Raw genomic sequence first — 26,321 nt, 5'->3', positions numbered from 1 at the left:
TTAGCCTTTAACTGGCTGATCCTTTTTCAATTTAAATGCGGCTATTTGCTCAACCCGGTCAGCAAATTTATAACCGTCTTTCCACTGTACGGACACCCCATTTGGGTAACGCAAATCCACCTTCGCAAGCTGATCAATCAAACTGCCTTCCAGCGATGCCAATAACCTTAATGATTTACCAATTGCCTGTTCAGGCGACTGATGACCCACACTTACTTTTATGCCATTGCTCATTACTGCCGACCAACTACCGTGCTCTGCTAAACTCAATTTGCTGACATGAATACCCGTGCTTTTTATTGCGTTATTAACTTTTCTATATTCTTCAAGTATCGCCTGACTACTCGTCTCCACGCCTGATAAACTTGGCAATGTTTCTAAGCTTTTATCAAATACCGGTTTAAATACCTCGCCCTGTGTATTCAGCAAGGCCGTTTTATTCCAAATCGCAGCAGGCTTTTGTTCCACCAAGGTCAACACAATAGTATCTGGCCACACACGCCTAATTGTTGCTTTATTCACCCAGGGTAAGGCCGTCGCTTGTTTAACAATTTCACTGCTATTCATCGCGAAATACCCGGTATCAACTAATGCTGATAACGATGTTGAAATATCCTCAGCTGTCACATAATTTAATTCACCACCGATACGCACCTGTTTAATGGGCATCGTGCTTGGTTGCATTAACCAGCTAACGAACTGCCATACAACAATCGCTACTATTAGAGAAAGAACGCTCTTTTTAACCAACACTTCATTTTGCTGAAGCAAATCAATCATCACACTCTTCATGCCCCCTCCTTCGCAAAGCTGGTTTCCAATATCTGCCAAACTAATGTATTAAAATCAATACCTGCCTGTTTTGCGGCCATTGGGACTAAGCTGTGGTCGGTCATTCCAGGTACCGTATTTATTTCTAATAACTGCGGCTTACCTTGTGCATCTAACATTAAATCAACGCGCCCCCAACCTTCACCAGCCAACAACTTAAAGGCTTTAATCGATAAGTGTTGTAAGGCTTGTTCTTGTTCAGCAGTTAGCCCACAGGGGCAATGGTATTGAGTTGTTTCTGCCTGATATTTCGCTTCGTAATCATAAAACTCATTAGGGGTTTCCAATCTAATCACTGGCAACGCTTTATCTGCTAGTACAGCCACGGTGTACTCTGCTCCTTCAACCCACTGCTCTGCCATAACATCACAGGTAAATTTCATTGCTTTTTTATACGCTTCACGAAGCTGCTCTATGGTATTTGCTTTTGCCATCCCCAAACTAGAGCCTTCTAGCGCTGGTTTAACCATGACTGGAAAACCTAGCGCAACTACGCATGCATCTATATCGGATTCTTTTTCTAGCACCATCCATTTTGGTGTTGGAAGCCCAGCACCCAGCCAACAGTTTTTTGTTCTTAACTTATCCATGCCCAATGCAGACCCCAATACACCACTCCCTGTGTAGGGAATGCCAATTAGTTCTAAAGCACCTTGCAATTGGCCATCTTCTCCACCACGCCCGTGCATAATATTAAAAACACGGTCTATACCTTTTTCTTTTAACTCCATGATGTCAGAGGCTGCCGTATCAAACTTAATCGCATCAACCCCCTGTGATTTAAGGGCCGACAAAACGGCCTCACCACTTAATAATGAAATGTCACGCTCAGCAGCATGCCCACCCATTGCCACAGCAACCTTGCCAAAAGATTTAGCGGATTGAATAGTGCTCATTGCGCCTTTTCCTCACCGATAATACGAACTTCTGTTTCAAGCAAAACACCCTGATTTTTATGCACCTGACCTTTGACATATTCAATGAGACGTTCAATGTCCTTAGCCGTGGCATGACCTGTATTTAATATAAAGTTCGAATGTTTCTCTGATACTTGCGCACCGCCAATTCGATAACCTTTCAAGCCTGTTATTTCAACTAAATGCGCCGCATGGTCTCCTTCAGGGTTTTTGAAAACAGATCCACCGCTAGGAACATTTGTAGGTTGTGTTTGTGAACGTTTAGCCAATAACTGACGTATTTTTTCACGACTTTCTTTATTGCCACCTTGAGGAATATCTAAATAACACGCTACAAACCACTCATCATCAGCCAGTGATACTGAGCGATAGCCCACGTCAAAATCATCCGCATCGCGTACTATTAAATCCCCGTGCCGATTCAACAAAACAACCTTACTAACTAACGCCCATGTTTCACCACCAAATGCACCAGCATTCATAGCTAACGCACCACCCATTGTGCCGGGAATACCGGCTAAAAACTCCGCCCCAGACAAGCCTTTTTCTGCAGCTAGTTTAGCCACCAAAGCACACGGCACACCTGCTTCAACTTTAAGCATTCCGTCAGCCAATTGTTCCATCTGTTTTAAACAACCTCGTGTATAAATGACTGAGCCGCGCACGCCACCATCACGAATTAATACATTACTACCCAAACCCAACCAAAGTACTGGCTCGCCAGCTGGTAGCGACTTCAAATATTGTTGTGCGTCCTCTATACCTGCTGGTTTATATAACCGATCTGCAATACCACCCACACGCCATGATGTATAACGAGCCAAGGGCTCCTTCTCCATCAAGCATCCTGTTAATTGGTGAGTATTTTTCATCATCATATGCATAAGCCCCTAGGTCGTTTGCCCAAGGTCGCTTAGAGTATTTAACTGTTTTTCTAACTTTGCAGATGCGGCACCAATATCTCCGGCCCCAGAAGTCACCACAATGTCATTGGCTAATAAAACGCCATCTAAAACATCGGGGAGTTGCTGAATATCCTTGACGAATACAGGAATAATTTTTCCTCGTTGCCGAATGGCCTTACTCAAGGCTGCCCCATCAGAACCAGCAATTGGTTTTTCACCAGCAGCAAACACGTCAAGTAATACCAATACATCCACCTCATTTAACACATCGACAAAATCTTCAAACATATCGTGTGTTCTAGAGTAACGGTGTGGTTGAAAAACCAAAACCAAGCGCTTGTCTGACCAGCCTTCACGCACAGCTTTAATGGTGGCGATAACTTCACGAGGGTGATGCCCATAGTCATCAACCAATAAAGCTGAACCACCTTCTCGCTTTATTTCGCCATTCACTTGGAAGCGTCGTCCAACACCCTTAAAGTGATTCAGGCCAGATGCAATCGCCTCATCAGATACGCCCAACTCACTGGCCACTGCAATTGCCGCCAGAGCATTTAAAACATTATGTTTACCCGGCATATTCAAGGTTAACGGTAACTGCCCCTTATTACCCAAACGCTTTAAATTAAAATGTGTTCGAAAGCCTTCTTGTTTTACATTCAACGCCTGAAAATCTGCCGCTTGATCAATGCCATAACTCAAAATAGGTTTGCCAATCGATGGCGCCAATTCGCGTATATTCTCATCATCAACACACATCACCGCTAAACCATAAAATGGCAATTGATGTAAAAACGACTGAAAGGCATCTTTCACTTGCTGAAAATCGCCACCGTATGTACTCATATGGTCTTCATCAATATTGGTGACCACTGCAATCATGGGTTGAAGGTGTAAAAATGACGCATCACTTTCATCTGCTTCTGCAACCAAGTAATGGCTTTCACCCAGTTTTGCATTTGACCCTGCACTGTTTAACAAACCACCAATCACAAAGGTAGGGTCCAGTTGCCCCTCTGTCATCAGCACTGCCAATAGACTAGTTGTTGTGGTTTTTCCATGCGTACCGGCAATTGCAATACCAAACCTAAACCGCATCAATTCCGCAAGCATTTCAGCGCGCGGAATAACCGGCACACGTTGCTCTTTCGCAGCAACAACTTCTGCATTGTCTTTTTGAACCGCTGTTGAGGTTACCACTACATCGCAATCGTCTACATTCTCGGCCATGTGCCCGATGTAAATGGTCGCACCTTGGTTCGCTAATCGCTCAGTTACTTTACTATTACGAATATCTGACCCTGATACCTCATAGCCAAGGTTGATCAACACTTCGGCTATGCCACTCATTCCCGCACCACCAATGCCGATAAAATGAATACGCTTAAGTTTGCCAAAACCTAAGTGCGCTGAATAATGTTTATGCGTATTGGGCATCATAAAGCCACCTCCAAACAAGCATTAGCAACTAATTCTGTTGCCTCTGGTTTTGCTAACGACCGTGCTTTTTTACGCATATCTGATAATTGATTTTCATTAGTAAGCAAGGCCTTTAATGTTTCTGACAGGTTCTGTGATGTCAGTGTCGACTGCGGCATCAACACAGCCGCCTCTGCATCTGCTAAGTAGGCTGCATTTTTAGTTTGATGATCATCTATGGCATGCGGCAGTGGCACAAGAATGGAAGGTAAGCCCATTATTGCTAACTCAGAAATGGTCATTGCTCCTGCCCTACAAATCACAATATCAGCCCATTGATATACTTGCTTCATATCCGCAATAAACTCTCGAATATCTGCTGCAACACCCGCCTCACTATATTTTTCTCTAGCAATCTGTATGGTCGCTTTGCCTGCCTGATGAATAACGTTAACGCTTAAACTAGCCTGTAGGCTTTGTAATGCCTCAGGCACCACCTCATTCAATACCGATGCACCCAAGCTGCCACCAACGACTAAAATATTTGTGTTTTTCTTTGGCTCACCCACCGAGCCGCCTAACAACTCTTTTCTAACTGGGTTACCTGTAAAGATAGCGCCTGTCTGTTCATCAAAACTATTTGGAAAGGCTTCTAATACCCGCTTAGCCAACTTTTTTAACAAACGATTTGTTGTACCTGGCACCCGGTTTTGTTCATGTATAACCAGCGGCGTTTTGTGTAACCAAGCCATCAAACCACCAGGGCCTGAGGCAAAACCACCCAGCCCTAATATCACATCGGGTTGACGACGACGAATGATGTTAGCGGCCTGATAGCAGGCTTTTAACAACATTATTGGCGCTAGCAATAAGCTCAGCAGACCTTTGCCTCGCAAACCGGATACGCTTAACCAGTCAATTTCAATACCGGCTTCCGGCACTACTGTTGCTTCAATGCCCTTTTTGGTGCCTAACCAGCTAACCATGTGTCCAGCATTCTGTAAGTAATCTGCCACAGCCAAGGCTGGAAAGACGTGCCCACCTGTGCCACCCGCCATAATCATTATGCGTAATGCCATGCCGCGCCTCCTTTCAATTGAGACATGTACTGTTGTTGCGTTTCATGGTAAATACGGCACAACAAACCCACGACCATGCACATTACAATCATGCTACTTCCACCATAGCTCATTAAAGGCAAGGTTAACCCTTTCGTCGGTAACACACCCATATTTACAGCAATATTTACAAACGATTGCAGGCCAATCCAGACACCTAAACCGTAAGCTAATAATGAATAAAATCTTAGGTTTAATCGCTCTGCGGCCTTACCTATTTGAAAAGCACGCCATAGCAATAAACCAAATAACAAAATCACTACACTAGACCCTATAAAACCCAATTCTTCACTGAGAACCGCAAAAATAAAATCGGTATGCGCTTCTGGTAAATAAAACAACTTTTGGATACTACTACCTAGCCCTACCCCAAACCATTCACCACGGCCCATTGCAATAAGCGATTGAACCAGCTGAAACCCCGAACCTAGGTGATCTGCCCAAGGATCCATGAAAGCTGTCACTCGTTCCATTCTGTAAGTTGAAGAAGCAATCGCCAGTACACCTAATACAACTCCCATCAACACAAGGGTCAAAAACTCTATAAGACGTGCACCCCCTAAAAACATCATGCACATCACACTAAAGCCAATAACAAAAGTTGCACCAAAATCAGGCTCAGCCAACAACAAACCGAACACCACACCTAGCGGTAGCATAGGGCGTATTACCCCTTTGATAGACTCGCGGACAACATGAACATGACGCGTTAAAAAACCTGCCATATAAACAATACAAACAAGCTTTACAATTTCTGAGACTTGAAGCCGAGCTACGCCCAAATTAATCCAGCGGTAACTACCATTTACCTTCACGCCGATACCCGGAATAAACACCAAGACCAGTAGGGCGATCGCTACCAAAATTAGGTTAGGCCCACTTTGCTCCCATGCCGATAATGGAACATTAGCCATGACAAACGCCAAGATCAAACCCACAACAATATGTGCCGCCTGACGTGCAGGGTAATGCCAAATATTGTCGAACACTCTTTCGCCAATGTGTAATGAAGCCGACACCACCATCACATAACCAATGCAAAGCAAACTTATCGCCGCAAATAACATCCAGCCATCTAAATAGTAACGGCCGCGTCTTGCCACTCGTGAAGAATCTCCTACGCTTAACATCGCAGCACTCATCGTTCTAACGCCTCCACAGCCGTCATAAAATGCTCACCACGTTGCTGATAACTTGCAAATTGGTCCAGCGATGCACAAGCAGGCGACAATAATACTGTGTCTCCAGATACTGCATGCTCAGCGGCTAGTTGAACGGCTTTTTCGATATTAGCAACCAATTCACAAGGTATTGACCCAACCGCTTCTTGCTGAAACCTTTTAGCATCACGCCCAAGCAATATAACCAATGAAACATTTGACTGAATACTCTGCTTCAACAAACTAAAGTCAGCGCCTTTTCCATCACCGCCAGCAATTAGAATAATTGGAGCAGGCAAACCATTTAGCGCCGCTAAACAGGCTCCTGGGTTGGTGGCTTTAGAATCATTTATCCATGTAACACCCTTTAACTCAGTCACCCATTGCGTTCGATGACTAAGGCCTGAAAACTCTCTTAATGCTATTTGTTGAGCCGCTACTGGAATCTTTAGCGCATCGGCCATCGCCATCGCAGCTAGAGCATTTTGAATATTATGTGTGCCTTTAATTTTTAACTCAGCAACTTGCAAAATAGGCTCACTACCTTTTGACAACCATTCTCCGCCGTCCACCGATAGCAGACCATAATGATCACCATTAGGCTGATCCAAGCCAAATGAAACACCTTGACGTTCCGATGGTAATGCCAATGCGTTAACCATCTCGTCTTGACGGTTAAAAACCGCTACGCCCTCACCAAAAAAGATTCGTTGTTTCGCATCACAATAAGCAACCACGCTGCGATAACGATCCATATGGTCATCACTAATGTTCAGCAGCGCCGCCACATCAGCTTTAAGCTGAGAGGTTCTTTCAAGCTGAAAACTAGATAGTTCTAAAACATACAAGTCGGCCGTTTTCTCGGTTAACAAATCTAAAGCCGGTGTCCCTAGGTTTCCACCGACTCGAACATCCCATTGAGCTTTTTCAGCCATCTGTCCCAATAAGGTAGTCACGGTACTTTTTCCATTTGAACCAGTAATACCTACAACAGGCGCATCTACACACACCGCGAAAAGGTCTATATCACCAAACACAGGCACACCACGTTCTGATGCTGCTTGAATTTCTTGCTCCTCCAACGTCACCCCAGGACTCACAATAATATGCGTCGCTGCTTCAAAAAAATCATGATCAAAACCGCCAGTAAACACCGCAATATCTCGAAATGATTCTTCAACCACATCTAAACCAGGCGGAGTTTCACGGCTATCAACCACAGCCACTTCAATATGATTTTGTTGCAGGAATCTAATCACCGATAAACCGGTCACGCCCAGACCCACAACAAGTACACGCACGCCATCTTGATCCAAGCCCAAACGGGCTAAACCTAAACGTTGATAGTGAAAATCATTTTGCATCAGTGCTTCCATTATCTTAGTTTTAACGTAGACAACCCGATTAACACCAAAATAACGGTGATAATCCAAAAACGAACAATAATTCTTGGCTCTGGCCAGCCTTTTAACTCGAAATGATGATGGATAGGCGCCATTCTAAAAATGCGCTTACCGGTTAATTTAAACGAGGCTACTTGCAAGATGACCGAAACCGTTTCCATCACAAACACACCGCCCATGATGATTAACACCAATTCTTGGCGTACTAAGACTGCTAAAACCCCCAAGGCAGCCCCTAACGCCAGCGCACCCACATCTCCCATAAAAACCATTGCGGGGTAAGCGTTAAACCATAGGAAGCCCATACCTGCACCCACTATCGCCCCACAAAACACAACCAGTTCACCCGTTCCTTGTAAGCTAGGAATCGCCAAATATTGAGCAAATTGTGCATTCCCAGATAAATACGCAAAAATACCCAACGCACCTGCGACTAAGACTGTCGGCATGATCGCTAGGCCATCCAAACCATCGGTTAAATTAACCGCATTACTGGTACCAACGATCACAAAATAAGTCAACGGAACAAAGAACCAGCCTAGTTGAAGGCTTACATCTTTAAAAAATGGTACGAACAGTGTCGTTTCAATGGGCGATACCGCTGTGTAATACAAAAATAACGCCGCCGATAAGGCAATCACTGACTGACCTAAATATTTCTTACCCGCCGACAAGCCTTTGGGGTCTTGCAAGGCTACTTTTTTATAATCATCAATAAAGCCTATTACCCCTGTTAACAGGGTAACCAGCAACACGACCCAAACATATCGATTGGAAAGATCAGCCCACAACAAGGTACTCAAACCAACGGCTACTAAAATTAACGTCCCGCCCATTGTTGGCGTGCCCGCTTTTTTAAAATGTGTTTCCGGACCATCATCACGTACCGCCTGACCTATCTTATGAAACGTCAACCTACGAATCATGGTTGGCCCAACAAGAAAGGCGATAAACAACGCCGTTAACGTGCCTAAAATCGAACGCATCGTCAGATAGTGAAACACTCTAAAACCACTGTGGTATTCAGACAGCCAGTCTGCAATCATTAACAACATACGCTGTCCTCTTTAAGTGTTATTTTTTCAACAATAGTTTCTAAACCCTGTGAACGAGAGCCTTTTAGCAAAATCACTGTATCCGCACTCAGCTCATGCTCTAAGTGCACTGCCAACGCGTCTTTAGTAGAAAAGTGAACCGCCTGCCGATTTGGCGACTTACTGTGCTTATTAAACTCATTCACCGCCGCTTTCATCTGCTCACCGACAGCATAAAAACGCTCTACATGACTGGTTTCAATGTCTGCACCTAACTGCCGATGAATCTGCATACTCTCAGTCCCAAGCTCTGCAAAATCACCCAGCACTAACCACACAGGTTGCTGTATATTTTTTAAACAGGCCATGGCTGCTTCAAATGATTTAGGGTTTGCGTTGTAGCAATCATTAATAACAACACTGTTATTAACGCCTTTTAATGATTGCATCCGACCTTTTACCACCATCAGTCGCTCTAACCCTTCTTTAATATCAGTGAGCGACTCGCCTAAACTGATGGCTGCACTGGCCGCCGCAAGTGCATTTAGAACATTATGCGTACCGATAAGGTTTAGCTGAATTTCGACCTGTTCTTGCTGATAATGCAGAATAAAAGTCGTTTTAAATTGACCGTTAAAAATACCCGTTTGTACCGATTCAATATCTGCCCACACATCGGCATTATCAGACCAGCCGAAACGAATAACACGTCTATTCCCAAGTAACGCCAGCCATTGGTCTAACCAAGGCTCTTCTTGATTAAGAATCGCCGTCCCTGTTTCACTAACTCCTGAAACAATTTCACCTTTCGCGTTGGCAACCCCCTGAATACTGCCAAACCCCTCTAAGTGCGCTGAGCCAACATTATTTAAAATCGCCACGGTTGGTGCTGCAATATCACATAAATGCGCAATATCACCTGAATGACTTGCGCCCATTTCAATCACTGCAACATCATGTTCGTCGGTTAGCCTTAATAAAGTAAGCGGCACGCCTATTTGATTATTCAGATTACCTTCTGTTGCTAGCACTTTATTCGAACCGCTTAAAATGCTTGCTAACATTTCTTTTACACTGGTTTTGCCATTACTGCCCGTAATAGCGACCAAGGGGATATCCAGCGCCTTGCGTTGTTCTTTTGCGATCTGCGTTAAAGCTAATAAAGTGTCATCTACTCTCACATATGGCATATCAACACTTATCTCAGCACTAACAATCGCCGCCACTGCACCGTTCTTATTGGCCTGTTCTACAAAATCATTTGCGTCAAAATTTTCACCTTGTAAGGCAACAAAAAGATCACCCTGTTGGATCTTTCTTGTGTCTGTACTAATGGCATTAAAGCTCACGTTTTCACCCACAAGGTGCCCTTTAGTGATAACCGCTGCTTGCTGAAGGCTCATGGTTTGCATCCGTGACCTCCCTCTTCGCTCAACACGCTTGCATTTAATGCATCTTTTACCTGTGCAACATCGCTAAAAGCTATTTTTTCATTCTGTATCTGTTGGTATTCTTCGTGCCCTTTACCGGCCACTAAAATAATGTCGTTTTTAGCGGCACTTGCAATGGTTTGCTGTATTGCCTGCCCACGATCAAGCATAACGGTCAGCTTAGCCACATGACTAATGCCTGCTTTAATCTGCTCAGCGATCGCTTCAGCTGATTCAAAACGTGGGTTGTCATTTGTAATAACAATACTATCGGCTAACTCATCCGCTATGGCCCCCATTAGTGGACGCTTTGCTTCATCCCGATTACCGCCACAGCCAAAAACCAATCTTAAGGTTCCTTTGCAGTGCTGACGCAAGCTTTGCAAAGCAAGCCTTAAGGCATCTGGTGTATGCGCATAATCAACCACCACTTCGGGCTTAGCCCCTTCAACTAAAACCCGTTGCATACGCCCTTCAACGGCCTTCACCTTTTCAACCTTAGCAACGGCGACACTCAATTCATCACCCATTGCTATTAACACAGCAGTGCTTGCAACAAGGTTATCAATATTGAAAGCACCAAACAGTTCAGAGTGAACTTGAACAGTACACCCATTAAAAGACAACTCGAATGATAAGCCCGTTGCTAGCAATCGTTCATTAGAGATAAACAAACAATTTTCAACTGTTGAATAGCAGCTTGACCTTGAGAATGAATACACTTTAACGCTTGATGACAGTGCGTTTTTAATCCGCTCACTAAAGGCATCATCCCGATTTAGAACAACAAAGCTTAATGAAGGACATTTGAATAAGGTTAATTTAGCATCACCATAAGCCTCAAGGGTTTGATGATAATCCAAATGGTCATGTGTTAAATTTGTGAACACAGCGCCCTTAAACGCAACCGCCTTAACCCGCCCTTGATCTAAACCATGCGAAGAAACTTCCATCGCAACGGTTGCAATGCCTTCGTCGCGTAAAGTCGCCAGTTGCCGCTGAACACTCACTGCATCTGGAGTGGTATTGATCGTTTTCTTTAAATCATCAACCTGTCCCCAGCCTAAGGTACCGATGATAGCGGATGAATTTGTCTGTACATTTAATGCCTGAGCAATAAAGTGGCTCACCGAGGTTTTACCATTGGTGCCAGTAATCCCGACCACAGATAACTCCTTCGATGGAAATTGATATAAACGCGCAGCCATGATGCTGATATGCTCACCAAGGTTGGCAAGCTTAAAGAGGGAAATGCTATGTGCTTTTTTTACTTTCTCGGCTAAAAATTCACCCCCTGCTTCAGGGTCATAAATAATCGCAACGGCGCCAGCTTGTATCGCTTGTTCTGCGTACATAAGGCCATGCTTTTGTGAACCAGCGACTGCTATAAATACGTCATCTTTTTGAATATTGCGCGCATCTACACTCAAATTTGCAATACGTAAGTCTGAGTCAACCTCCAACAAGCCGTCCAACACGGTTTGCAAAGGCAGCAACGAAGAATTTTGCTTAGCTGGCATCATTGAATACCTCTTTCAAGTGATGCAAACACGGTTGCCTTATCGAGGTTGTCCGGTGCAATATTCATTAAGCGTAACGCCCCAGACATCACTCTGGAAAATACTGGTGCGGCCACTAAACCACCATAGTAATCGCCTGCTTTTGGCTCATCAATCACCACAACCATTACTAATTTTGGGTCGCTAGCTGGCGCCATGCCTGCAAACACACCTAAGTATTTATCTTCTGCGTAGCCACCAGCGATCGCTTTTTTTACAGTGCCTGTTTTACCGGCAACCGAGTAACCGTACACCTTTGCTCTGGGCGCTGTACCCGCTTTAGTAACCACACCGCGCATCATATTGCGCACACTGTTAGCAACTGTTGGACTCATCACCCGCACACTTTCAGCAGCCGCTTCATCAACCACTAACGAAATCGGCTCTAAAACACCTTCATTCGCAATAACCGAATAAGCACGTGCTAATTGCAATGCCGAGGTAGACAAACCATAACCAAATGACAAGGTCGCCGTTTCAATCGGCCGCCACTGCTCATAGCCAACTAGTTTGCCACGAGCTTCTCCCGGAAACCCAAGGCCTGCTGACTGACCAAACCCTAAACTATTCAACATACCCCATAACTTTTCGCCAGGAATGCCCAAAGCAATTTTTGCTGACGCCACATTACTTGACTTAAGTAGTAGCGTTGCTAAATCTATTTCACCGTAATTACGGTGATCCCGCACTTGACTACGTCCCACTCGCATATAACCGGGGTTGGTATCAATCACGGTAGAAGCATCAAAGACACCCGATTCCATGCCTGCCGCAACGGTAAAGGGCTTCATTGTTGAACCGGGTTCGAACAAATCAACAAAGGCTCTGTTACGAACATGACTCGCTTTAATCTTAGAACGATCGTTTGGATTAAAGGCAGGCTGGTTTGCCACTGCTAACAACTGGCCAGTTTCAGCATTCAGCAACACTAATGAACCAGACGTGGCCTTTTGCTGCGCGACGGCCGCCTTTAACTCTCGGTATGCTAAATATTGCAAACGCCGGTCTATCGTTAGCCGAATATCTTGACCGGGAATAGGCGCACGTATGTTATCAACATGCTTTACCATTCTGCGTTTGCCATCACGAAGCACACGCTCGGCACCTGCTGAGCCTTTTAATGATTCATCCCAGGCTAATTCAAGGCCCTCTTGCCCTTCATCATCAATATTTGTAAAGCCAACAAGATGTGCTGCCACCTCGCCATCAGGGTAATAGCGCCTATATTCCTTTTGTAAATACACCCCTGGTAATTGCAACTGATCAATCATTGCCGTCACCTGTGGATCCATATGGCGACGCAAATACACAAACCGCCTCGAGGCTACTTTTTTAAGCTTCTTATCAAGTGCGCTAACCTTCAAACCAAGCAGCTTTGCAAACTCTTTCTTTTTAGTGCCCAGCTCCAACTCTTGCGGGTTCACCCAAACAGAACTCACTGGTGCACTAATGGCCAACGCGTGCCCACCTACATCTGTAATTTTTCCACGATAAGCAGGTAATTTGATGTCACGCAAATGAACCGCTTCTCCGCGCTTTTGCAAATAACTATTATTTAATACTTGTAAATCAATTGCCCGATAAATCAGCACGCACATCATCAACATAAAACACGCCAGAATAAATCGGCGACGCCCCGCCAACTCAGGCACAATAACCTTCTGCACAGTGTTATTAGATTGTTGATGTGAATACTTCATTTAACTTTTACGTAAACAATTTGTGCCGACGTAGGCGCCTGTAAATTTAACTTTGTACGAGCTAGTTTTTCTATTCGGTTATTTGATGACCAAGTGTTTTGCTCTAACTGCAAACGATTCCATTCAACGCCCAACCTATCCTGTTCTCGTAATTCTTTTTGTAGCTGATTAAACATTAAACGCGCATCATATTTCACGTACACAACGGCCAATGCCGACACCATCACCAACACCAATAAAATAACTGTAATACCTGCTAGACTTTGATCTGCCATTACAATTTCTCTGCAATACGTAATACAGCGCTGCGACTTCGAACATTACCCGCTACTTCATTCGCAGACGCTTTAATTGCCTTACCCACCACTTTTAACACCGGCTTTTTAGCATCTAACGGCATTGGAAGATGGCGAGGAACGATCTCTCCACGCGACTGCTCACGTATAAACCGTTTCACAATTCTGTCTTCTAACGAATGAAAGCTAATAACGGCTAAGCGGCCGCCTTGTTTCAACATACTCAATGAGCTTGCCAAGGCCTGCTCAAGGTCATCGAGTTCTTTGTTAATTTTAATTCGAATGGCTTGAAAGCTTCTTGTTGCAGGATGTTTGCCGGGTTCTCGCCTTTTCACAACATTTGCAATTAATGCCGCTAATTGAGCCGTTGTTTCAATCGCCGTTTCCTTGCGCTGAAGAACAATTTCTGCTGCAATTTTACGAGCAAACTTTTCCTCACCATACACCCTTAGCACTTTAACCAGCTCGCCTTCTTCAACATGAGAAAGCCATTGCGCTGCTGACTCGCCCTGCGTTGAATCCATTCTCATATCTAAAGGCCCATCTTTCATAAAGCTAAAGCCACGTTCTGCAACATCTAACTGGGGGGACGACACACCAAGGTCTAGCAAAATACCATCAACCGCGCCATCCCAATGCCGTTCTTGTGCCAATTGCTCCATCTGTGCAAAACTACTGTGCGCTAATTCAAATCGTTCGTCTTTTAATAAGGCTTGTGCTTGGGGGGAGTTCACAGCATCCATATCCTTATCAATGGCCAATAAGCGCCCCTGAGGCGACAAGACCTGCAATATTGACCCGCTATGACCACCACGACCAAAGGTTCCATCGATATAAACCCCATCAGTTTGTCGTATCAGCCCCTCTATCGCTTCATCCAATAAAACCGGCTTATGTAATTCACCAGTAGACATCAAAGCGACAAGGTTCCCAGTTCAGGTGAAAGCTCACCGTCTTCTGCACTCTCCTCTTCAAACCATATGTCACGCTTAGTGACCCATGTCTGCTCATTCCAAATTTCGAACTTGTTTCCCTGTCCTATCATGACTGTTTTCTTATCCAGTCCAGCAAATTCTCGTAGGGGTGGCGACACAAGCACTCGGCCCTGCCCATCCAATTCGCATTCGGTTGCGTGCCCAATTAATAAACGCTGCAAACGTCTGGCTTGCTTATTTAGGGTAGGCAATTTAATCAATTTTCGTTCTATATCCTCCCAAACCGGCAAGGGATATAATAAGAGACTATGTTCACGATCAACCGTCATCATCATTTGCCCATCACAAGAGGTTTTCAACTGCGCACGATAACGCGTAGGGATAGACAATCGCCCCTTTGCATCCAACGTCACGTTATTAACCCCTCTAAACAAAACCGGCCCCTTATTTGATTTATTCCCTTTTCTACCACTTTACCCCACTTTTTTGCACTATAAGGATGAAAATACCACTCTGTCAAGTTTCCCATTCCATAAATACTTTCTTTACGAACAAACACTTAGCTAGGGTTTATAAAGGCCATTGGAAAACACATTTAAATAAACAATAAAGGCAATAAAAATCATTGGCTTGCATCGCTTTATTAAAGAAAATACTAGAAATTCTTTTGTTAAACCCTTCTGATAAAGAAATATTGCGGAACAAGCAGATGATCGGCAAGCAGTGCCATAAAAACGTAACCTATTGAATAATAATGACATTATTGTTTGGTTTTAATTTCAAAAACGCATGTTCTCATTCACAAAAAAAGCCCCTTCATTTTAAAACCCATTGATACCATCACGTTGCAAGCCCATCGCTCTTAAAAACAGCCAGCAAACACACAAATTTGCTAAACCATCTGAAGGGGTTTCTTTTTAGCTATGCACTGGCACTCACCGGTTCTGATATATTAACTATCAACCTATTAAGACTCCCAATACACATTTAATCGCTGCACAACGCTTTACTCAGGAGACCAGATGGAAATTCGCGCCCTTACCTTTTTCACTGAACTGCCAATCAATACCGACAAACAACAGATGGAGCAACAAATTGCACCTCTCGGCAAACAAGCCTTGCAGGTTAAAAAGTTATTTACTGACGCAGGTTTTGCCGTGCAAAGTTTACGCCTAGCCAGCCAACCACTCGAAAAAATTTTCCCCGAAGGCGCCAGCGCTGAGCATTTAGCCTTGTTTGCCAGCCAGTACGAACAAGTTGCCAATCAAGCAGGCTTTAAACATGTAGCCCTAGGGACACTTGGAGCAAGCTTAAGCACTGACGAGGCAAGCACTGAAAACAGCTTACTCAAACAACTTATGGCTGGAATCCCTGCCATCATTGAGGCAACTGATTGGGTATTTACCTCCGTACAATTGGCCGATCAGGCAAATGGACTCAAAACAGACTGCCTGCCACCTGCAGCGCAAGTCGTGGTGGATAACTCAACCATCAAAGAAGACGGTTTTGGTAATTTACGCTATTGCATGGTCGCCAATATGCCAGCATTTAGCCCGTTTTTTCCTGCCGCTTGGCACGATGGAAACAGCTCAACCGCCTTTTCAATGGCTATCGAATCCGCAGATATCCTTGTCGACTTATTAGAAACCTTTGATAATACTGAACAGCGCTGGTTAGCAGAGCCGTCCTTAACAGCCACGTTTAACCGCCTCGGAGCAACGCTTGATAAGCTGGGAACCGAAGCTGCCGCGCTCACTAATATAACCTACCGCGGCATTGATATGACGCCATCACCCTACCCAAGCATTCCTCGTTCTTTTGGTCGTATTGTGGAACTGCTCACAAACGAACCTTTTGGTGGCCCCAGCACAATGGCAGCCATTGGTTTAATCAAACAAAGCTTGGATGCCGCTAACTTTAATCGCGCCGGCTACTGTGCGGTCATGCTTTTGCCACTAGAAGATGCAGTGCTCGCACAAAACGCTATCAGTGAGAATTTTAATATCGCAACGCTATTGGCTTGCGCAGCTGTTGGCGGTACCGGCTTGGATGTCATCCCTGTTAGTGGCAATACACCTCAGAAAAAAATTGAGGGATTAATGCGAGACACAGCGATGTTGTCTCTGTCCTTAAATAAACCTTTAACCGTCCGTTTATTACCCGTGCCTGGGCAACAAGCAGGTGAATTGACTCAGTTCAACTTTGATTACTTTTCTTCAACACGTATTTTTGACCTATAAACATGTTGAAGTTATGAAATAACACTAAATGTTCATAATAAATTTGATCACCGCGCCCATACTCACAACGCAGAACAAACCAAAGCACCAAAGAATCACAAACCATGCCCATTGTTTTTGTTTAGGCGATAAATATTTACTTAACAATTTGTCCATTAGCTAACTCTATATATTTTTGCAAGCTAAATGCTCCGCGAATCTCACCTATTTTAAAGCCCATCGCGGTATCGCGAGGGTAGAGCTCCTTGATATGGTTTTTAAGTGAGGTCTCTACCGTTATGCCATGGCAACTTAAACACAAGCCCTGCATTGGAATTGCCTTCATATACATTATGCTTGTGCCCTGCTGTTGCCACCATTCCATTTCTGCAAGGTCTTCACCCGCACTTTTCCTGCTTACAAACTCGTCTAAAACCGCCTTTTCTTGCGCTGTGGGCCTATTGTTTTGATGACGTGTTTTTAAAGAGGTACGCCCTATTGCCCAGCCTGTTTCGTCTGCCATTTTTTCTGCAATTTCAGGTGCGCGAAGACTACACACATCGACGGCTTTTTTTAAACCACCTGTTTTAATCGCCGCCTGTAATTCCTGCTTTAATGTTTGTTGAAATTGCTGGGTAATGCCTCTTGCTTCCTCAACATAAGAAAAGACAGGCTCTTGTGCAAAACTGACTGCATAACACAATAAACACGCAACAATTAGCCCGCTTTTAATACATGGCTTTATCATCAGCTTTACCCCTAAATATGTAATAACTATATCCTGTATACACTAAAATAATGGGCAAAAACACCGCGGTTCCAACTAATAAGAATGATTGCGATGTTGAGGCAGCGGCCGCATCCCAAAGGGTAAAACTAAACGGAACAATCCATGGAAACAAGCTGATACCTAGCCCCACATAACCGAGTAAAAATATGAAGATGGTGAGCAAAAACGGACGAATCTCGCGCTCGCTATGTAAGTCTTTCCAAAGTAAAACAAAAGCGCAAAACGTAATAATAGGAACCGGTGCCAGAAAAAACATATTGGGCATAGAAAACCACAACGTCAGAATGCGTTCGTCAATAAATGGCATACACAAACTCACTAAGCCCATTGCCAATGCTACAAAGCCGATAACATATCGCGCCACAGCACGTGCCCAGCGCTGGGTATCATCCTCACATTTCCATATGAGCCATGTTGCGCCAATCAGCGCATAGCCAAACACTAGCGAAATACCTGTTATTACTGCAAACCCATTAGCCCAGTCAAGCGGACCGCCGGCAAAACCTCGCTCAACAACCTCAAAGCCTTGTACAAAATTACCCAAAATTACGCCCTGCATAAACGCAGCCAATAACGAGCCAACGTGGAAAGACACATCCCATAGTTTGCGGTCTCTTCCCTCCGTTTTAAAACGAAATTCAAAGGCGACACCACGAAAAATGAGCCCTATCAGCATTAAAATAACGGGTAAATAAAGTGCCGGCATCACTATCGCATACGCAACTGGAAAAGCCGCAAAAAGACCGCCCCCACCAAGAACAAGCCACGTTTCGTTACCATCCCAAAACGGCGCGATCGAATTCATTATTTTGCTACGGCATTTATCGCTAGGCGCAAATGGAAATAATATGCCACAGCCCAAATCAAAGCCATCCAACAAGACATATATAAAAACAGCTGTTGCGATTAAAGCGCCCCATATTAAAGGTAGGTCTAGCCATGGTGATAAATCAAACATTTTTACCCTCCTTTCCAATGTTGCTGGCTAGATTAGGTGCAACCGCCTCTTGCCCGTGTTCATAATAGCCATTACCCGACTTATCTTGGTTGGGCCCCTTGCCAATTAATTTCAAAATATAATAACTACCCGTGCCAAAAATCAGCGTATAAGCCACAACAAAAATACCTAAGCTCAAGGCCAGTTGTTCTGCGATAACTGGAGAAATACTCTCCGCCGTTCTAACAATGCCATAAACCGTAAAGGGTTGGCGTCCTACCTCCGTTACAAACCAACCAGCTAACAATGCTATAAACCCGCTTGGCATCATTGCCATGCACCATAATTGAAAGGACTTAACATCAAACAAGCGTTTTCTGAAATATAAAATGGCAGCCAAAATACCCGTTAGTATCATTGCCACACCCAAGCCAACCATAACGCGGAAAGACCAAAACACAATAGCCACCGGAGGGCGATCTTCTTTTGCGACCTCTTTCAACCCAGGCACAACCCCCTCTGCAGAACCTGTTAAGATCAAACTAGCGCCGTTAGGAATAGTAATACCATAATCTGTACTTTCGGTTTCTTCATTCGGTATGCCAAAAAGGTACAGCGGTTTATTGCCACCACGCTCCCAGTTTCCCTCCATCGCAGCCACCTTGATAGGCTGATATTCCATTGTGTTTTCACCATGTGCATGGCCTATAAGCAACTGGGTTGGTGCAACAAACACCGCCATCAGCATCGCCATAGAAAACATCACTTTAGCGTGTTCAACATGGATTTTTCGCCATAAATAATAGGCCCCAACCCCGCCTACAACAAAAGCGGTTGTCAGATAGGCTGCTGTTACCATATGAAGAAAACGCACAGGGAAAGATGGGTTAAAAATAACTTCCATCCAATTTGTGGCATACAGCAAACCATCGGCCCTTACTTCAAAACCCTGAGGGGTTTGCATCCAACTATTGGCTGACAAAATCCAAAACGCGGAAACAAGCGTGCCAAAAGCTACAATTAAGGTGGAAACAAAATGCATTTTCTTGCTCACACGGCCCCAACCAAAAAGCATAATGCCAAGAAAAGATGCTTCCAAAAAGAACGCTGTTAGCACTTCGTAGCCTAGAAGCGGCCCAATAACATTGCCAACTTTATCGGAAAAAACAGACCAGTTAGTACCAAACTGATAGGACATCACAACACCCGAGACAACACCCATCCCAAAGCACACCGCAAAAATCTTAATCCACATTTTGTAGATTTCTCTATAAACATTTTTGCCTGTTTTCAGATACAGCCCCTCAACAACAGCAAGCCAACTTGCCAAGCCAATCGTGAATGCCGGAAAAACAATGTGAAAACTAATCGTGAAGGCGAATTGAATACGCGCCAGTAATACAGGGTCAAGCTCAAGTGCTAACATAATATTTATCCTCTATTTTTCCACGGTCACCAGTTGCTATAAAAGCTGATCAACATTTATAGAATATTCCTCTAAACCCACAATAGCAAATAGACGAAAGGCCCGTGTGAAAACGCCTACTCAACTAGCTAAAGGTGGATGCAATATGGCGACTGCAGAATTATTGGAGAGCAAGAAGCCTAAAACTCAAAAAGAAAAGAAAGTGCCTGCGCTAAATACCCGCGCCTTAAAAAAGCTATAACAAACAACCTGAGAAGGTGGAAAATTAAGCCTTAGGGCGACACCCGCAGTTTTTATCCGCCACCTTACCCAAAATAACCTTCCCTCCCAAATCAAATCGTTATAACAACGCCGGTCATTACGACCCCATGTTAACAGTGCCATGCTGTAAAAATAGTTGTGTTATATTCAGCTATAACAACTCACTATATTACAAGCCAACAGCCTATTTACGTTTAGCTGCTAATATAAAAATACATGGAAGTATTATTCACCTATCTATATTATTTAATACGTGGAAAACTGCTTCGGCTTACTTGATACAATTAGGTTAAATAGGCATAAACTTACGTTTAAACAAGGATCGTATGAATAATATACTATCAATTACCATCATGGTAATGGCGTTATTAAATGGATGCGCAAGCATAGTTACAACGGGAGAAAGAGTGTTCATCACACCATCTGATTCCGCCCACCTTTCAAATTGCGAGATGCTTGGTCAAGTTCAAGTTGATGCTAACATAGTTATGCTATGGGATAGAAATCAGCAAGTAATGGAAATAAAAAATAGATTACGAGATGCAGCTGCCCAAAGGTATCCAAATGCCGATACCGTTACACACTCCGATCTAAATGTTGGCACATGGTCATCCCCTGACGCACAGGCAATGGGCACGGTATTCAAGTGTTTCAGGCCGTCTTAGATTCACAACAAAAAAGTCAAATACGAAGCGTAAAAACCACGTGAATCTTATTTTAAGCTTTATAAGTCAATCCAACATGGCACCAGATGAAAGCAATTGAAGTAATTACTGAAATAAGAGAGGCGCTAAGCCAGACGAAGGAACAGGGGCACTCGACTGTATCTATTGATGCTATGGAGAATTACCTCATGTTATTTGATAAAGACGTTGAGAATGACACATATTATAAGTCACTAAATCATGAAGCAGAATTGGCTAAATTCAAAGCTGAAAACGACCGAAATATAGCGCATGCTAATAATGAGACTGCTCATTCTCTAGAGATGTTTAAGTCTGTCATAACTGCAGGGCAATCAGCTCTAAAAGCAAGCATGCTGATAAACGGTGGTGCAGCGGCAGCACTTTTGGCTTTTACAGGTAAAATATGGAAAAGCCCAACAACGGAAGTTGTTGCAAATAGCCTTACAAGTTCAATTTTTATATTCTGCTTAGGTGTGCTTTGCGCGGCCTTAGCTACAGGTACCACCTATTTGTCGCAATTAGCATTCTCAAGTGACTCGCCCAAGCTAGGACATTCTATAAATGCCTTCAATATACTTATTGTACTTTCTTCCTTTGTGCTATTTGGTTTTGGTGCTTTTAGAGCAGCCAACTCTCTAGGCGTTCATTTTGGCTTATAACAAGGCATTGGCACTTGACCACCAAAAGCGTGTTTCGCTGCTCTCCACTATTCTTTTGTCGGCAAGTGAGCTATATCATTAGCCAAATTAAAGCGAGAGCATGAAATTTCAAGGTAAAGTTTTAAACTGGAATGATGAGAAGGGTTTTGGTTTTGTCGAGCCAAATGATGGAGGCAAACGCGCTTTCGTGCATATTAAAGCTTTTAAACCTCGTTCACGTCGACCTGTTAATGGCGAAGTTATTGTGTACGAATTAGTTCAGGACAATAATAACCGTTATAAAGCTGACAATATTCAATTTGCTCGTGATGCTAGAGATTTAAAGAAAAGAAGCCAAGCAAAAAAAGGCTGTCATTTTGGTGAAATTTTTATAGCGCTTTTTTGCGCAGCGCTATTAACCTCAACTTATTTTGGCAAGCTACCCCTAATTATCACCAGCATTTATATTGTGATGAGCCTTATTACTTTTGCCACATACGCAATTGATAAATCTGCAGCTCAAAACAACCATTGGAGAATACAAGAAAGCACGCTGCATCTACTTTCAATAATTGGAGGCTGGCCGGGTGCTTTTTTTGCTCAAAAGAAATTGCGCCACAAGTCGAGCAAAAAAGAGTTTAAACGTGTTTATTGGGTCACTATTATTTTGAATTTAAGTGGTTTGTTTTGGATCCACACGGAGAAGGGAATAAACGTCATCAACAATGTGATTTATCCACTATTTAATGGCTAATGTGCAAGCAAGGCAAAATATTCTAGAGAAATATAGAAAATAAATCGCTCAAGCATTTCAAAATTGGCGCACGCTGTATAGGCTCGCTATAGGTTTATAATTACAGTCTGTATTTTAATTTCAACAAAGAGTGAATAACCCATATGAATGAAAGTAGCCATAATTTATCAACCCCATCTGTAGCGCCAAAAGAGTCTAGCTGCAATGACACCAGTTGCTGCCCGCCACCACAAACACCTATAACCAGAGCGACACCAAAAATTGGCCGTAATGACCCTTGCATTTGCGGTAATGGCCGTAAATATAAGAAGTGTTGCGGTAAAAACGCATAAATCATTTTAATTTTTGCTACACCAAACAGCACAACAAGGCACAACATAATCGCGGGATAAAAAGCTTAGGTTTCAATATGTTGGAAGCATTGATGTGCTGCTTATTTTTGAACACCGAAAAATAGGCATCCATTCCCCAATAACCAAAACCGATTGATAACTTAAGAGGCGTAGTGATTACCATGAAAAAACTAATCTCATTAACGGAAGCCGAATCTCGTTTGAAAAATGGCGAAATAAAAGGCTGGGGCTTAAAAGAAGGCAAGCTTTACCGAGAGTGTACGTTTCCTAATTTTGCACTGGCTTTTGGTTTTATGGCCTCTGCCGCAATAACAGCTGAAGCAATGAACCACCACCCTGAATGGTTTAACGTTTATAACAAAGTTAATATCAGCCTGACGACCCATGATGTTGACGGTTTAAGCGAACTGGATTTTGAGCTAGCGGAAAAGATGAATAAACTACTCACTAATCTATAAAAACACTCCAAACTGTTGCTGAAGCAGGCGGTAAACAAAAACCTAAATAAATAGGGAAGATACACGGTGAAAGAAATTACCCGGATCAATCATATTGGGTTACGAGTTAAAAACCTGAATGCCTCTAGACATTTCTACCAGCAACTGGGGTTTGAATTTATCGCTGGCCCTATCGGGCCGGAACCTGTTGCCATTATGGAGCACCCATCTGGTATTAATATAAACTTTATTCTCAACGCAGATTCTGATTGCACAGAAAATGTACTGATGGATATTGCCGCAAAAAATACGGGTTACACTCATGTAGCCTTACAGGTAACGAATATCGAATCTGCACGAAAGATTATAAAAGAATTGGGCATTACCATTACTGAAGAAGTTGAGTTTGAAGGCGCACAGTTCTTTTTTATTAGAGACCCTGATAAAAATGTTATTGAGTTTCATCAACCGTCAAACCGTTAACAAATAGCTATTTTGAACAATTATCAGCTGGGCTAAAACCAAGCTTCAAACGTAACAGAACAATACAGTAGCGACCACCAAAAGACACCAACAAAGGAACAAATACCATGCAAGATATACATTGCCCTGAATGTAAAAAAGCATTCAAGATTGATGAAGCTGGGTACGCGGATATCGTGAAGCAGGTTCGTGATAGCGAATTTACACAGCAGCTAAATGAGCGCTTAGACATTGCTGAAAAAGAAAAAATTAATGCCGTCGAGCTGGCCAAACAACAAGCAACGAACGATGCGCAAAAAAAATCAGCTGCCAAAGATGCAGAAATACAAGACCTGAAAGCAAGGTTAGAGGCAGGTGATACGTCAAAACAGCTGGCTGTTTCTGAGGCGGTTAAAGCAGTTGAAAAGGAACGCGATGATTTAGCCAATAGATTAAGGCAAGCCGAGCTAGAAAAAAAAGCCGCGTCTGAGCTGGCAGCGGCAAATCACTCCAATCAGCTACAAAAAACATCTGCGGAGAAAGACAAAGAGATTCAACACCTTAAAGCCGTACTTAGCGCGAAAGAAAGTGAAAAAACAATGTCAGAAATATCCTTAAAGGATAAATACGAAACACGTATTAATGACCTTGAAGATACGATTGAACGCCTGAAAGACATGAAAGCGCGCCTGTCTACCAAAATGGTTGGCGAAACGCTTGAACAACATTGTGAAACAGAGTTTAACCGTATCCGGCCGACTGCTTTCCCTAAATCTTATTTTGAAAAAGACAATGATGCTCGCACTGGCAGCAAAGGTGACTACATTTTCCGCGATAAAGATGAGAATGACATTGAGACTGTCTCCATCATGTTTGAGATGAAGAATGAAAGTGACGAAACGGCGACTAAGAAAAAGAACGAAGATTTTCTCAAAGAACTCGATAAAGACAGACATGAAAAAAATTGTGAGTACGCTGTTCTTGTGTCCCTTTTAGAACCCGATAGTGAACTGTATAACTCGGGCATTGTTGATGTCTCACATCGCTACAAAAAAATGTACGTTATTAGGCCGCAGTTCTTTATTCCAATAATAACGTTGCTACGCAATGCGGCTCAAAACTCACTGAAATACAAACAAGAACTGGCCATTGTAAAAGCCCAAAATGTTGATATTACTCATTTTGAAGAAGAACTTGATGCATTTAAAACAGGCTTTGCGCGAAATTACGATTTAGCATCTAAAAAGTTTAAAACCGCCATTACCGAAATTGATAAAACAATCGACCACCTTCAGAAAACTAAGGATGCCCTTCTTGGCTCAGAAAACAACCTGCGCTTAGCCAACAACAAAGCAGACGACCTAACCGTTAAAAAGTTAACGAAAAAGAACCCCACAATGGCCGCTAAGTTTGAAGCGCTTAGGAAGGATTAGCCAACATGGCCCGCATTATATCGTTTCGTTTAGATGCACGCTGTAGTATGGTCAGCTCAGTTCAAACGTGATCAGTCACACACTAAAAATTGGAGAGTTAATATGTTCAGGAAAATTGTCGCCGTAGCCCTTTTTGTTTCGTTTATCGCCATGTCCACCTCGGGGCTTTTGATGTTTGTTATTGAGAAGCCATCTTTCACGATTCAAATGCATCCGGTGCATAAACTGTTTGGCCTAATCATGATACTGGCGGTTCTGGCGCACCTAAGTTTTAACTTTAAATCGATCCTCCATTACATCAAAAATAAATCAGTAGCCGTGTTTGGCGGCCTAATGATTATTTTATTAATCGGGTTATATGGCGTAGTTATTTATAACGAAGTGCCACCAGAAATCGCAATACCTATGGACGAGTTGGCCGCCGAAGCTGAGTCACACGAGTGATTAAGTAGCCACACAGGTCGCTGCGCTAACACAGTAATGAAAAAGACCCTGCAAAAATCTAAAAGCGTGAGCTGAATAACTCACAGCTCGCGCTTTTTTCGCACACGGCAATGCTAGCAGCGGAAGTTTAGGTTACCAAAATAGGTGACAAAGTCTTATGGTAGGTTGCTGACGCTGTATTTAGCGACCACAAGCCGAGTCCATCATGGCTTTATTGTACGATGTTCTGGATTTGCTATATTCTGCCGCCCAAAAATCGCAGGTTTCCCGCTTAATTCTTTGAACGTTCTTTTGATTAGCTGATTCAATAACTGCGATTCTTTTTCTTTCGCGATTTTGGGTTTGCAATTCTTCCATTCGCTTAGCAGATTCAACCTTCATTCTTGCAGTTGACTCTTCCATCAGTTGAGCAGCCACTCTTAACTCATAAGTCTTCCACGCTTTTTCTGCTAAAAAAAGCAGACCATTGCCTAAGAAAATAGCTATCGCTATCGTGAAACATAACGCGGTGTAGTTGATCCCTTCTTTCATCACTAATTCCTTTTTTTGCGTGCCGTCGTTTAGTAACTATAGTACGCAAATAACATTGAAAACCAAATAATGCTGTAAATGATAAGCAAGCAAAACCAACAGCTCTTTTTAAGAGTCGCGTAGTAAAAGTTGCGTAATTTTTGAAGGCAAAACTTGAAATGGTGGTCATGGGTGGACTTGAACCACCGACCCCGGCATTATGAATGCCGTGCTCTAACCAGCTGAGCTACATGACCATACTTT

At 43.3% G+C, this 26,321-nt stretch carries 27 protein-coding genes and 1 tRNA gene; 9 read left to right on the top strand and 19 right to left on the bottom strand.

All coding sequences use genetic code 11. The features are described 5' to 3' along the window. Genes KUG63_RS04740 through mraZ form a run of 14 tightly spaced genes read right to left on the bottom strand, consistent with a single transcriptional unit; the run spans position 1 to position 15,141 of the window. Positions 1 to 792 (bottom strand): cell division protein FtsQ/DivIB, encoded by a 792-nt coding sequence (locus KUG63_RS04740; protein ID WP_287554246.1) that lies wholly within the window; start codon positions 790 to 792, stop codon positions 1 to 3. Further along, positions 789 to 1,727: a D-alanine--D-alanine ligase gene (locus KUG63_RS04735; RefSeq protein WP_015005180.1), complete on the bottom strand. Its 939-nt coding sequence runs from the start codon at positions 1,725 to 1,727 to the stop codon at positions 789 to 791. The genes KUG63_RS04740 and KUG63_RS04735 overlap by 4 nt, the downstream gene beginning before the upstream one ends. Continuing rightward, complete coding sequence (murB, locus tag KUG63_RS04730) at positions 1,724 to 2,626, bottom strand: UDP-N-acetylmuramate dehydrogenase (protein WP_015005179.1); 903 nt, start codon at positions 2,624 to 2,626, stop codon at positions 1,724 to 1,726. The genes KUG63_RS04735 and murB overlap by 4 nt, the downstream gene beginning before the upstream one ends. A gap of 12 nt (positions 2,627 to 2,638) precedes the next feature. Continuing rightward, positions 2,639 to 4,093, bottom strand: coding sequence for a UDP-N-acetylmuramate--L-alanine ligase (gene murC / locus KUG63_RS04725; RefSeq protein ID WP_015005178.1), 1,455 nt, complete (start codon positions 4,091 to 4,093; stop codon positions 2,639 to 2,641). After that, a complete protein-coding gene (murG, locus tag KUG63_RS04720) occupies positions 4,090 to 5,151 on the bottom strand; it encodes an undecaprenyldiphospho-muramoylpentapeptide beta-N-acetylglucosaminyltransferase (protein WP_015005177.1) in 1,062 nt (353 codons plus the stop codon). Before murG ends, murC begins: the two co-directional genes overlap by 4 nt. After that, positions 5,136 to 6,332 carry a putative lipid II flippase FtsW gene (ftsW, locus tag KUG63_RS04715; protein WP_015005176.1) on the bottom strand — a complete coding sequence of 399 codons (1,197 nt, stop codon included), beginning with the start codon at positions 6,330 to 6,332 and terminating at the stop codon, positions 5,136 to 5,138. Before ftsW ends, murG begins: the two co-directional genes overlap by 16 nt. Further along, positions 6,329 to 7,714: a UDP-N-acetylmuramoyl-L-alanine--D-glutamate ligase gene (gene murD, locus KUG63_RS04710; protein WP_020933077.1), complete on the bottom strand. Its 1,386-nt coding sequence runs from the start codon at positions 7,712 to 7,714 to the stop codon at positions 6,329 to 6,331. Before murD ends, ftsW begins: the two co-directional genes overlap by 4 nt. 11 nt (positions 7,715 to 7,725) lie before the next feature. Then, on the bottom strand, positions 7,726 to 8,808 hold the full coding sequence (gene mraY / locus KUG63_RS04705) for a phospho-N-acetylmuramoyl-pentapeptide-transferase (protein WP_015005174.1): 1,083 nt from the start codon (positions 8,806 to 8,808) through the stop codon (positions 7,726 to 7,728). Further along, the gene (locus tag KUG63_RS04700) at positions 8,799 to 10,199 is read right to left on the bottom strand and encodes a UDP-N-acetylmuramoyl-tripeptide--D-alanyl-D-alanine ligase (RefSeq protein ID WP_073024774.1); all 1,401 of its coding nucleotides are present in this window, start codon (positions 10,197 to 10,199) and stop codon (positions 8,799 to 8,801) included. The genes mraY and KUG63_RS04700 overlap by 10 nt, the downstream gene beginning before the upstream one ends. Further along, positions 10,187 to 11,740: a UDP-N-acetylmuramoyl-L-alanyl-D-glutamate--2,6-diaminopimelate ligase gene (locus tag KUG63_RS04695; RefSeq protein WP_287554243.1), complete on the bottom strand. Its 1,554-nt coding sequence runs from the start codon at positions 11,738 to 11,740 to the stop codon at positions 10,187 to 10,189. Before KUG63_RS04695 ends, KUG63_RS04700 begins: the two co-directional genes overlap by 13 nt. Continuing rightward, a complete protein-coding gene (locus KUG63_RS04690) occupies positions 11,737 to 13,476 on the bottom strand; it encodes a peptidoglycan D,D-transpeptidase FtsI family protein (protein WP_015005171.1) in 1,740 nt (579 codons plus the stop codon). Before KUG63_RS04690 ends, KUG63_RS04695 begins: the two co-directional genes overlap by 4 nt. After that, positions 13,473 to 13,751: a cell division protein FtsL gene (gene ftsL / locus KUG63_RS04685; RefSeq protein WP_015005170.1), complete on the bottom strand. Its 279-nt coding sequence runs from the start codon at positions 13,749 to 13,751 to the stop codon at positions 13,473 to 13,475. The genes KUG63_RS04690 and ftsL overlap by 4 nt, the downstream gene beginning before the upstream one ends. After that, positions 13,751 to 14,686, bottom strand: a complete 936-nt coding sequence (gene rsmH / locus KUG63_RS04680) for a 16S rRNA (cytosine(1402)-N(4))-methyltransferase RsmH (protein ID WP_015005169.1) — start codon at positions 14,684 to 14,686, stop codon at positions 13,751 to 13,753. The genes ftsL and rsmH overlap by 1 nt, the downstream gene beginning before the upstream one ends. Next, positions 14,686 to 15,141 (bottom strand): division/cell wall cluster transcriptional repressor MraZ, encoded by a 456-nt coding sequence (gene mraZ, locus KUG63_RS04675; RefSeq protein WP_015005168.1) that lies wholly within the window; start codon positions 15,139 to 15,141, stop codon positions 14,686 to 14,688. The genes rsmH and mraZ overlap by 1 nt, the downstream gene beginning before the upstream one ends. A gap of 588 nt (positions 15,142 to 15,729) precedes the next feature. Here mraZ and KUG63_RS04670 point away from each other — a divergent pair. Continuing rightward, entirely contained in the window at positions 15,730 to 16,947 is a 1,218-nt protein-coding gene (locus KUG63_RS04670) for a DUF711 family protein (RefSeq protein ID WP_287554241.1), read from the top strand. A 136-nt stretch (positions 16,948 to 17,083) separates the two neighbouring features. Here the strand turns inward: KUG63_RS04670 and KUG63_RS04665 are convergent, their stop codons facing one another. The 3 genes from KUG63_RS04665 to KUG63_RS04655 are packed head-to-tail and all read right to left on the bottom strand — an operon-like array spanning position 17,084 to position 20,079. Next, complete coding sequence (locus tag KUG63_RS04665; protein ID WP_277642437.1) at positions 17,084 to 17,674, bottom strand: DUF3365 domain-containing protein; 591 nt, start codon at positions 17,672 to 17,674, stop codon at positions 17,084 to 17,086. Then, complete coding sequence (gene cydB, locus KUG63_RS04660; protein ID WP_016390951.1) at positions 17,655 to 18,674, bottom strand: cytochrome d ubiquinol oxidase subunit II; 1,020 nt, start codon at positions 18,672 to 18,674, stop codon at positions 17,655 to 17,657. The genes KUG63_RS04665 and cydB overlap by 20 nt, the downstream gene beginning before the upstream one ends. Then, positions 18,667 to 20,079 carry a cytochrome ubiquinol oxidase subunit I gene (locus tag KUG63_RS04655; protein ID WP_016390952.1) on the bottom strand — a complete coding sequence of 471 codons (1,413 nt, stop codon included), beginning with the start codon at positions 20,077 to 20,079 and terminating at the stop codon, positions 18,667 to 18,669. Before KUG63_RS04655 ends, cydB begins: the two co-directional genes overlap by 8 nt. A 668-nt stretch (positions 20,080 to 20,747) precedes the next feature. Between KUG63_RS04655 and KUG63_RS04650 the strand changes: the two genes are divergently transcribed. The 8 genes from KUG63_RS04650 (at position 20,748) to KUG63_RS04615 (ending at position 25,547) form a co-directional block, all read left to right on the top strand. Continuing rightward, entirely contained in the window at positions 20,748 to 21,005 is a 258-nt protein-coding gene (locus KUG63_RS04650) for a hypothetical protein (RefSeq protein ID WP_287554240.1), read from the top strand. 86 nt (positions 21,006 to 21,091) lie between these two features. Beyond that, positions 21,092 to 21,685 (top strand): hypothetical protein, encoded by a 594-nt coding sequence (locus KUG63_RS04645; protein ID WP_287554238.1) that lies wholly within the window; start codon positions 21,092 to 21,094, stop codon positions 21,683 to 21,685. A gap of 100 nt (positions 21,686 to 21,785) precedes the next feature. Then, the gene (locus KUG63_RS04640) at positions 21,786 to 22,418 is read left to right on the top strand and encodes a cold shock and DUF1294 domain-containing protein (protein WP_287554236.1); all 633 of its coding nucleotides are present in this window, start codon (positions 21,786 to 21,788) and stop codon (positions 22,416 to 22,418) included. Positions 22,419 to 22,561: 143 nt separating this feature from the next. Beyond that, positions 22,562 to 22,750: an SEC-C metal-binding domain-containing protein gene (locus tag KUG63_RS11870; protein ID WP_083923775.1), complete on the top strand. Its 189-nt coding sequence runs from the start codon at positions 22,562 to 22,564 to the stop codon at positions 22,748 to 22,750. A gap of 182 nt (positions 22,751 to 22,932) precedes the next feature. After that, a complete protein-coding gene (locus tag KUG63_RS04630; protein ID WP_287554233.1) occupies positions 22,933 to 23,229 on the top strand; it encodes a 4a-hydroxytetrahydrobiopterin dehydratase in 297 nt (98 codons plus the stop codon). 66 nt (positions 23,230 to 23,295) lie between these two features. Then, positions 23,296 to 23,691 (top strand): VOC family protein, encoded by a 396-nt coding sequence (locus KUG63_RS04625; protein WP_287554231.1) that lies wholly within the window; start codon positions 23,296 to 23,298, stop codon positions 23,689 to 23,691. 107 nt (positions 23,692 to 23,798) lie between these two features. Continuing rightward, positions 23,799 to 25,103 carry a DUF2130 domain-containing protein gene (locus KUG63_RS04620; protein ID WP_287554230.1) on the top strand — a complete coding sequence of 435 codons (1,305 nt, stop codon included), beginning with the start codon at positions 23,799 to 23,801 and terminating at the stop codon, positions 25,101 to 25,103. Between the two features lie 102 nt (positions 25,104 to 25,205). Beyond that, positions 25,206 to 25,547, top strand: a complete 342-nt coding sequence (locus tag KUG63_RS04615) for a DUF4405 domain-containing protein (RefSeq protein WP_015005149.1) — start codon at positions 25,206 to 25,208, stop codon at positions 25,545 to 25,547. A gap of 180 nt (positions 25,548 to 25,727) precedes the next feature. Here KUG63_RS04615 and KUG63_RS04610 read toward each other — a convergent pair whose 3' ends face one another. Together KUG63_RS04610 and KUG63_RS04605 are read right to left on the bottom strand one after the other, a co-directional pair. Then, the gene (locus tag KUG63_RS04610) at positions 25,728 to 26,078 is read right to left on the bottom strand and encodes a hypothetical protein (RefSeq protein ID WP_015005148.1); all 351 of its coding nucleotides are present in this window, start codon (positions 26,076 to 26,078) and stop codon (positions 25,728 to 25,730) included. A gap of 159 nt (positions 26,079 to 26,237) precedes the next feature. Further along, positions 26,238 to 26,314: transfer RNA gene (locus KUG63_RS04605), tRNA-Met, on the bottom strand. Between the last annotated feature and the right edge of the window lie 7 nt (positions 26,315 to 26,321).

The sequence above is a fragment of the Cycloclasticus sp. genome (genome assembly GCF_019090545.1).
GTDB lineage: Bacteria > Pseudomonadota > Gammaproteobacteria > Methylococcales > Cycloclasticaceae > Cycloclasticus > Cycloclasticus pugetii.
This window is presented reverse-complemented; position numbering and strand designations above follow the sequence as displayed.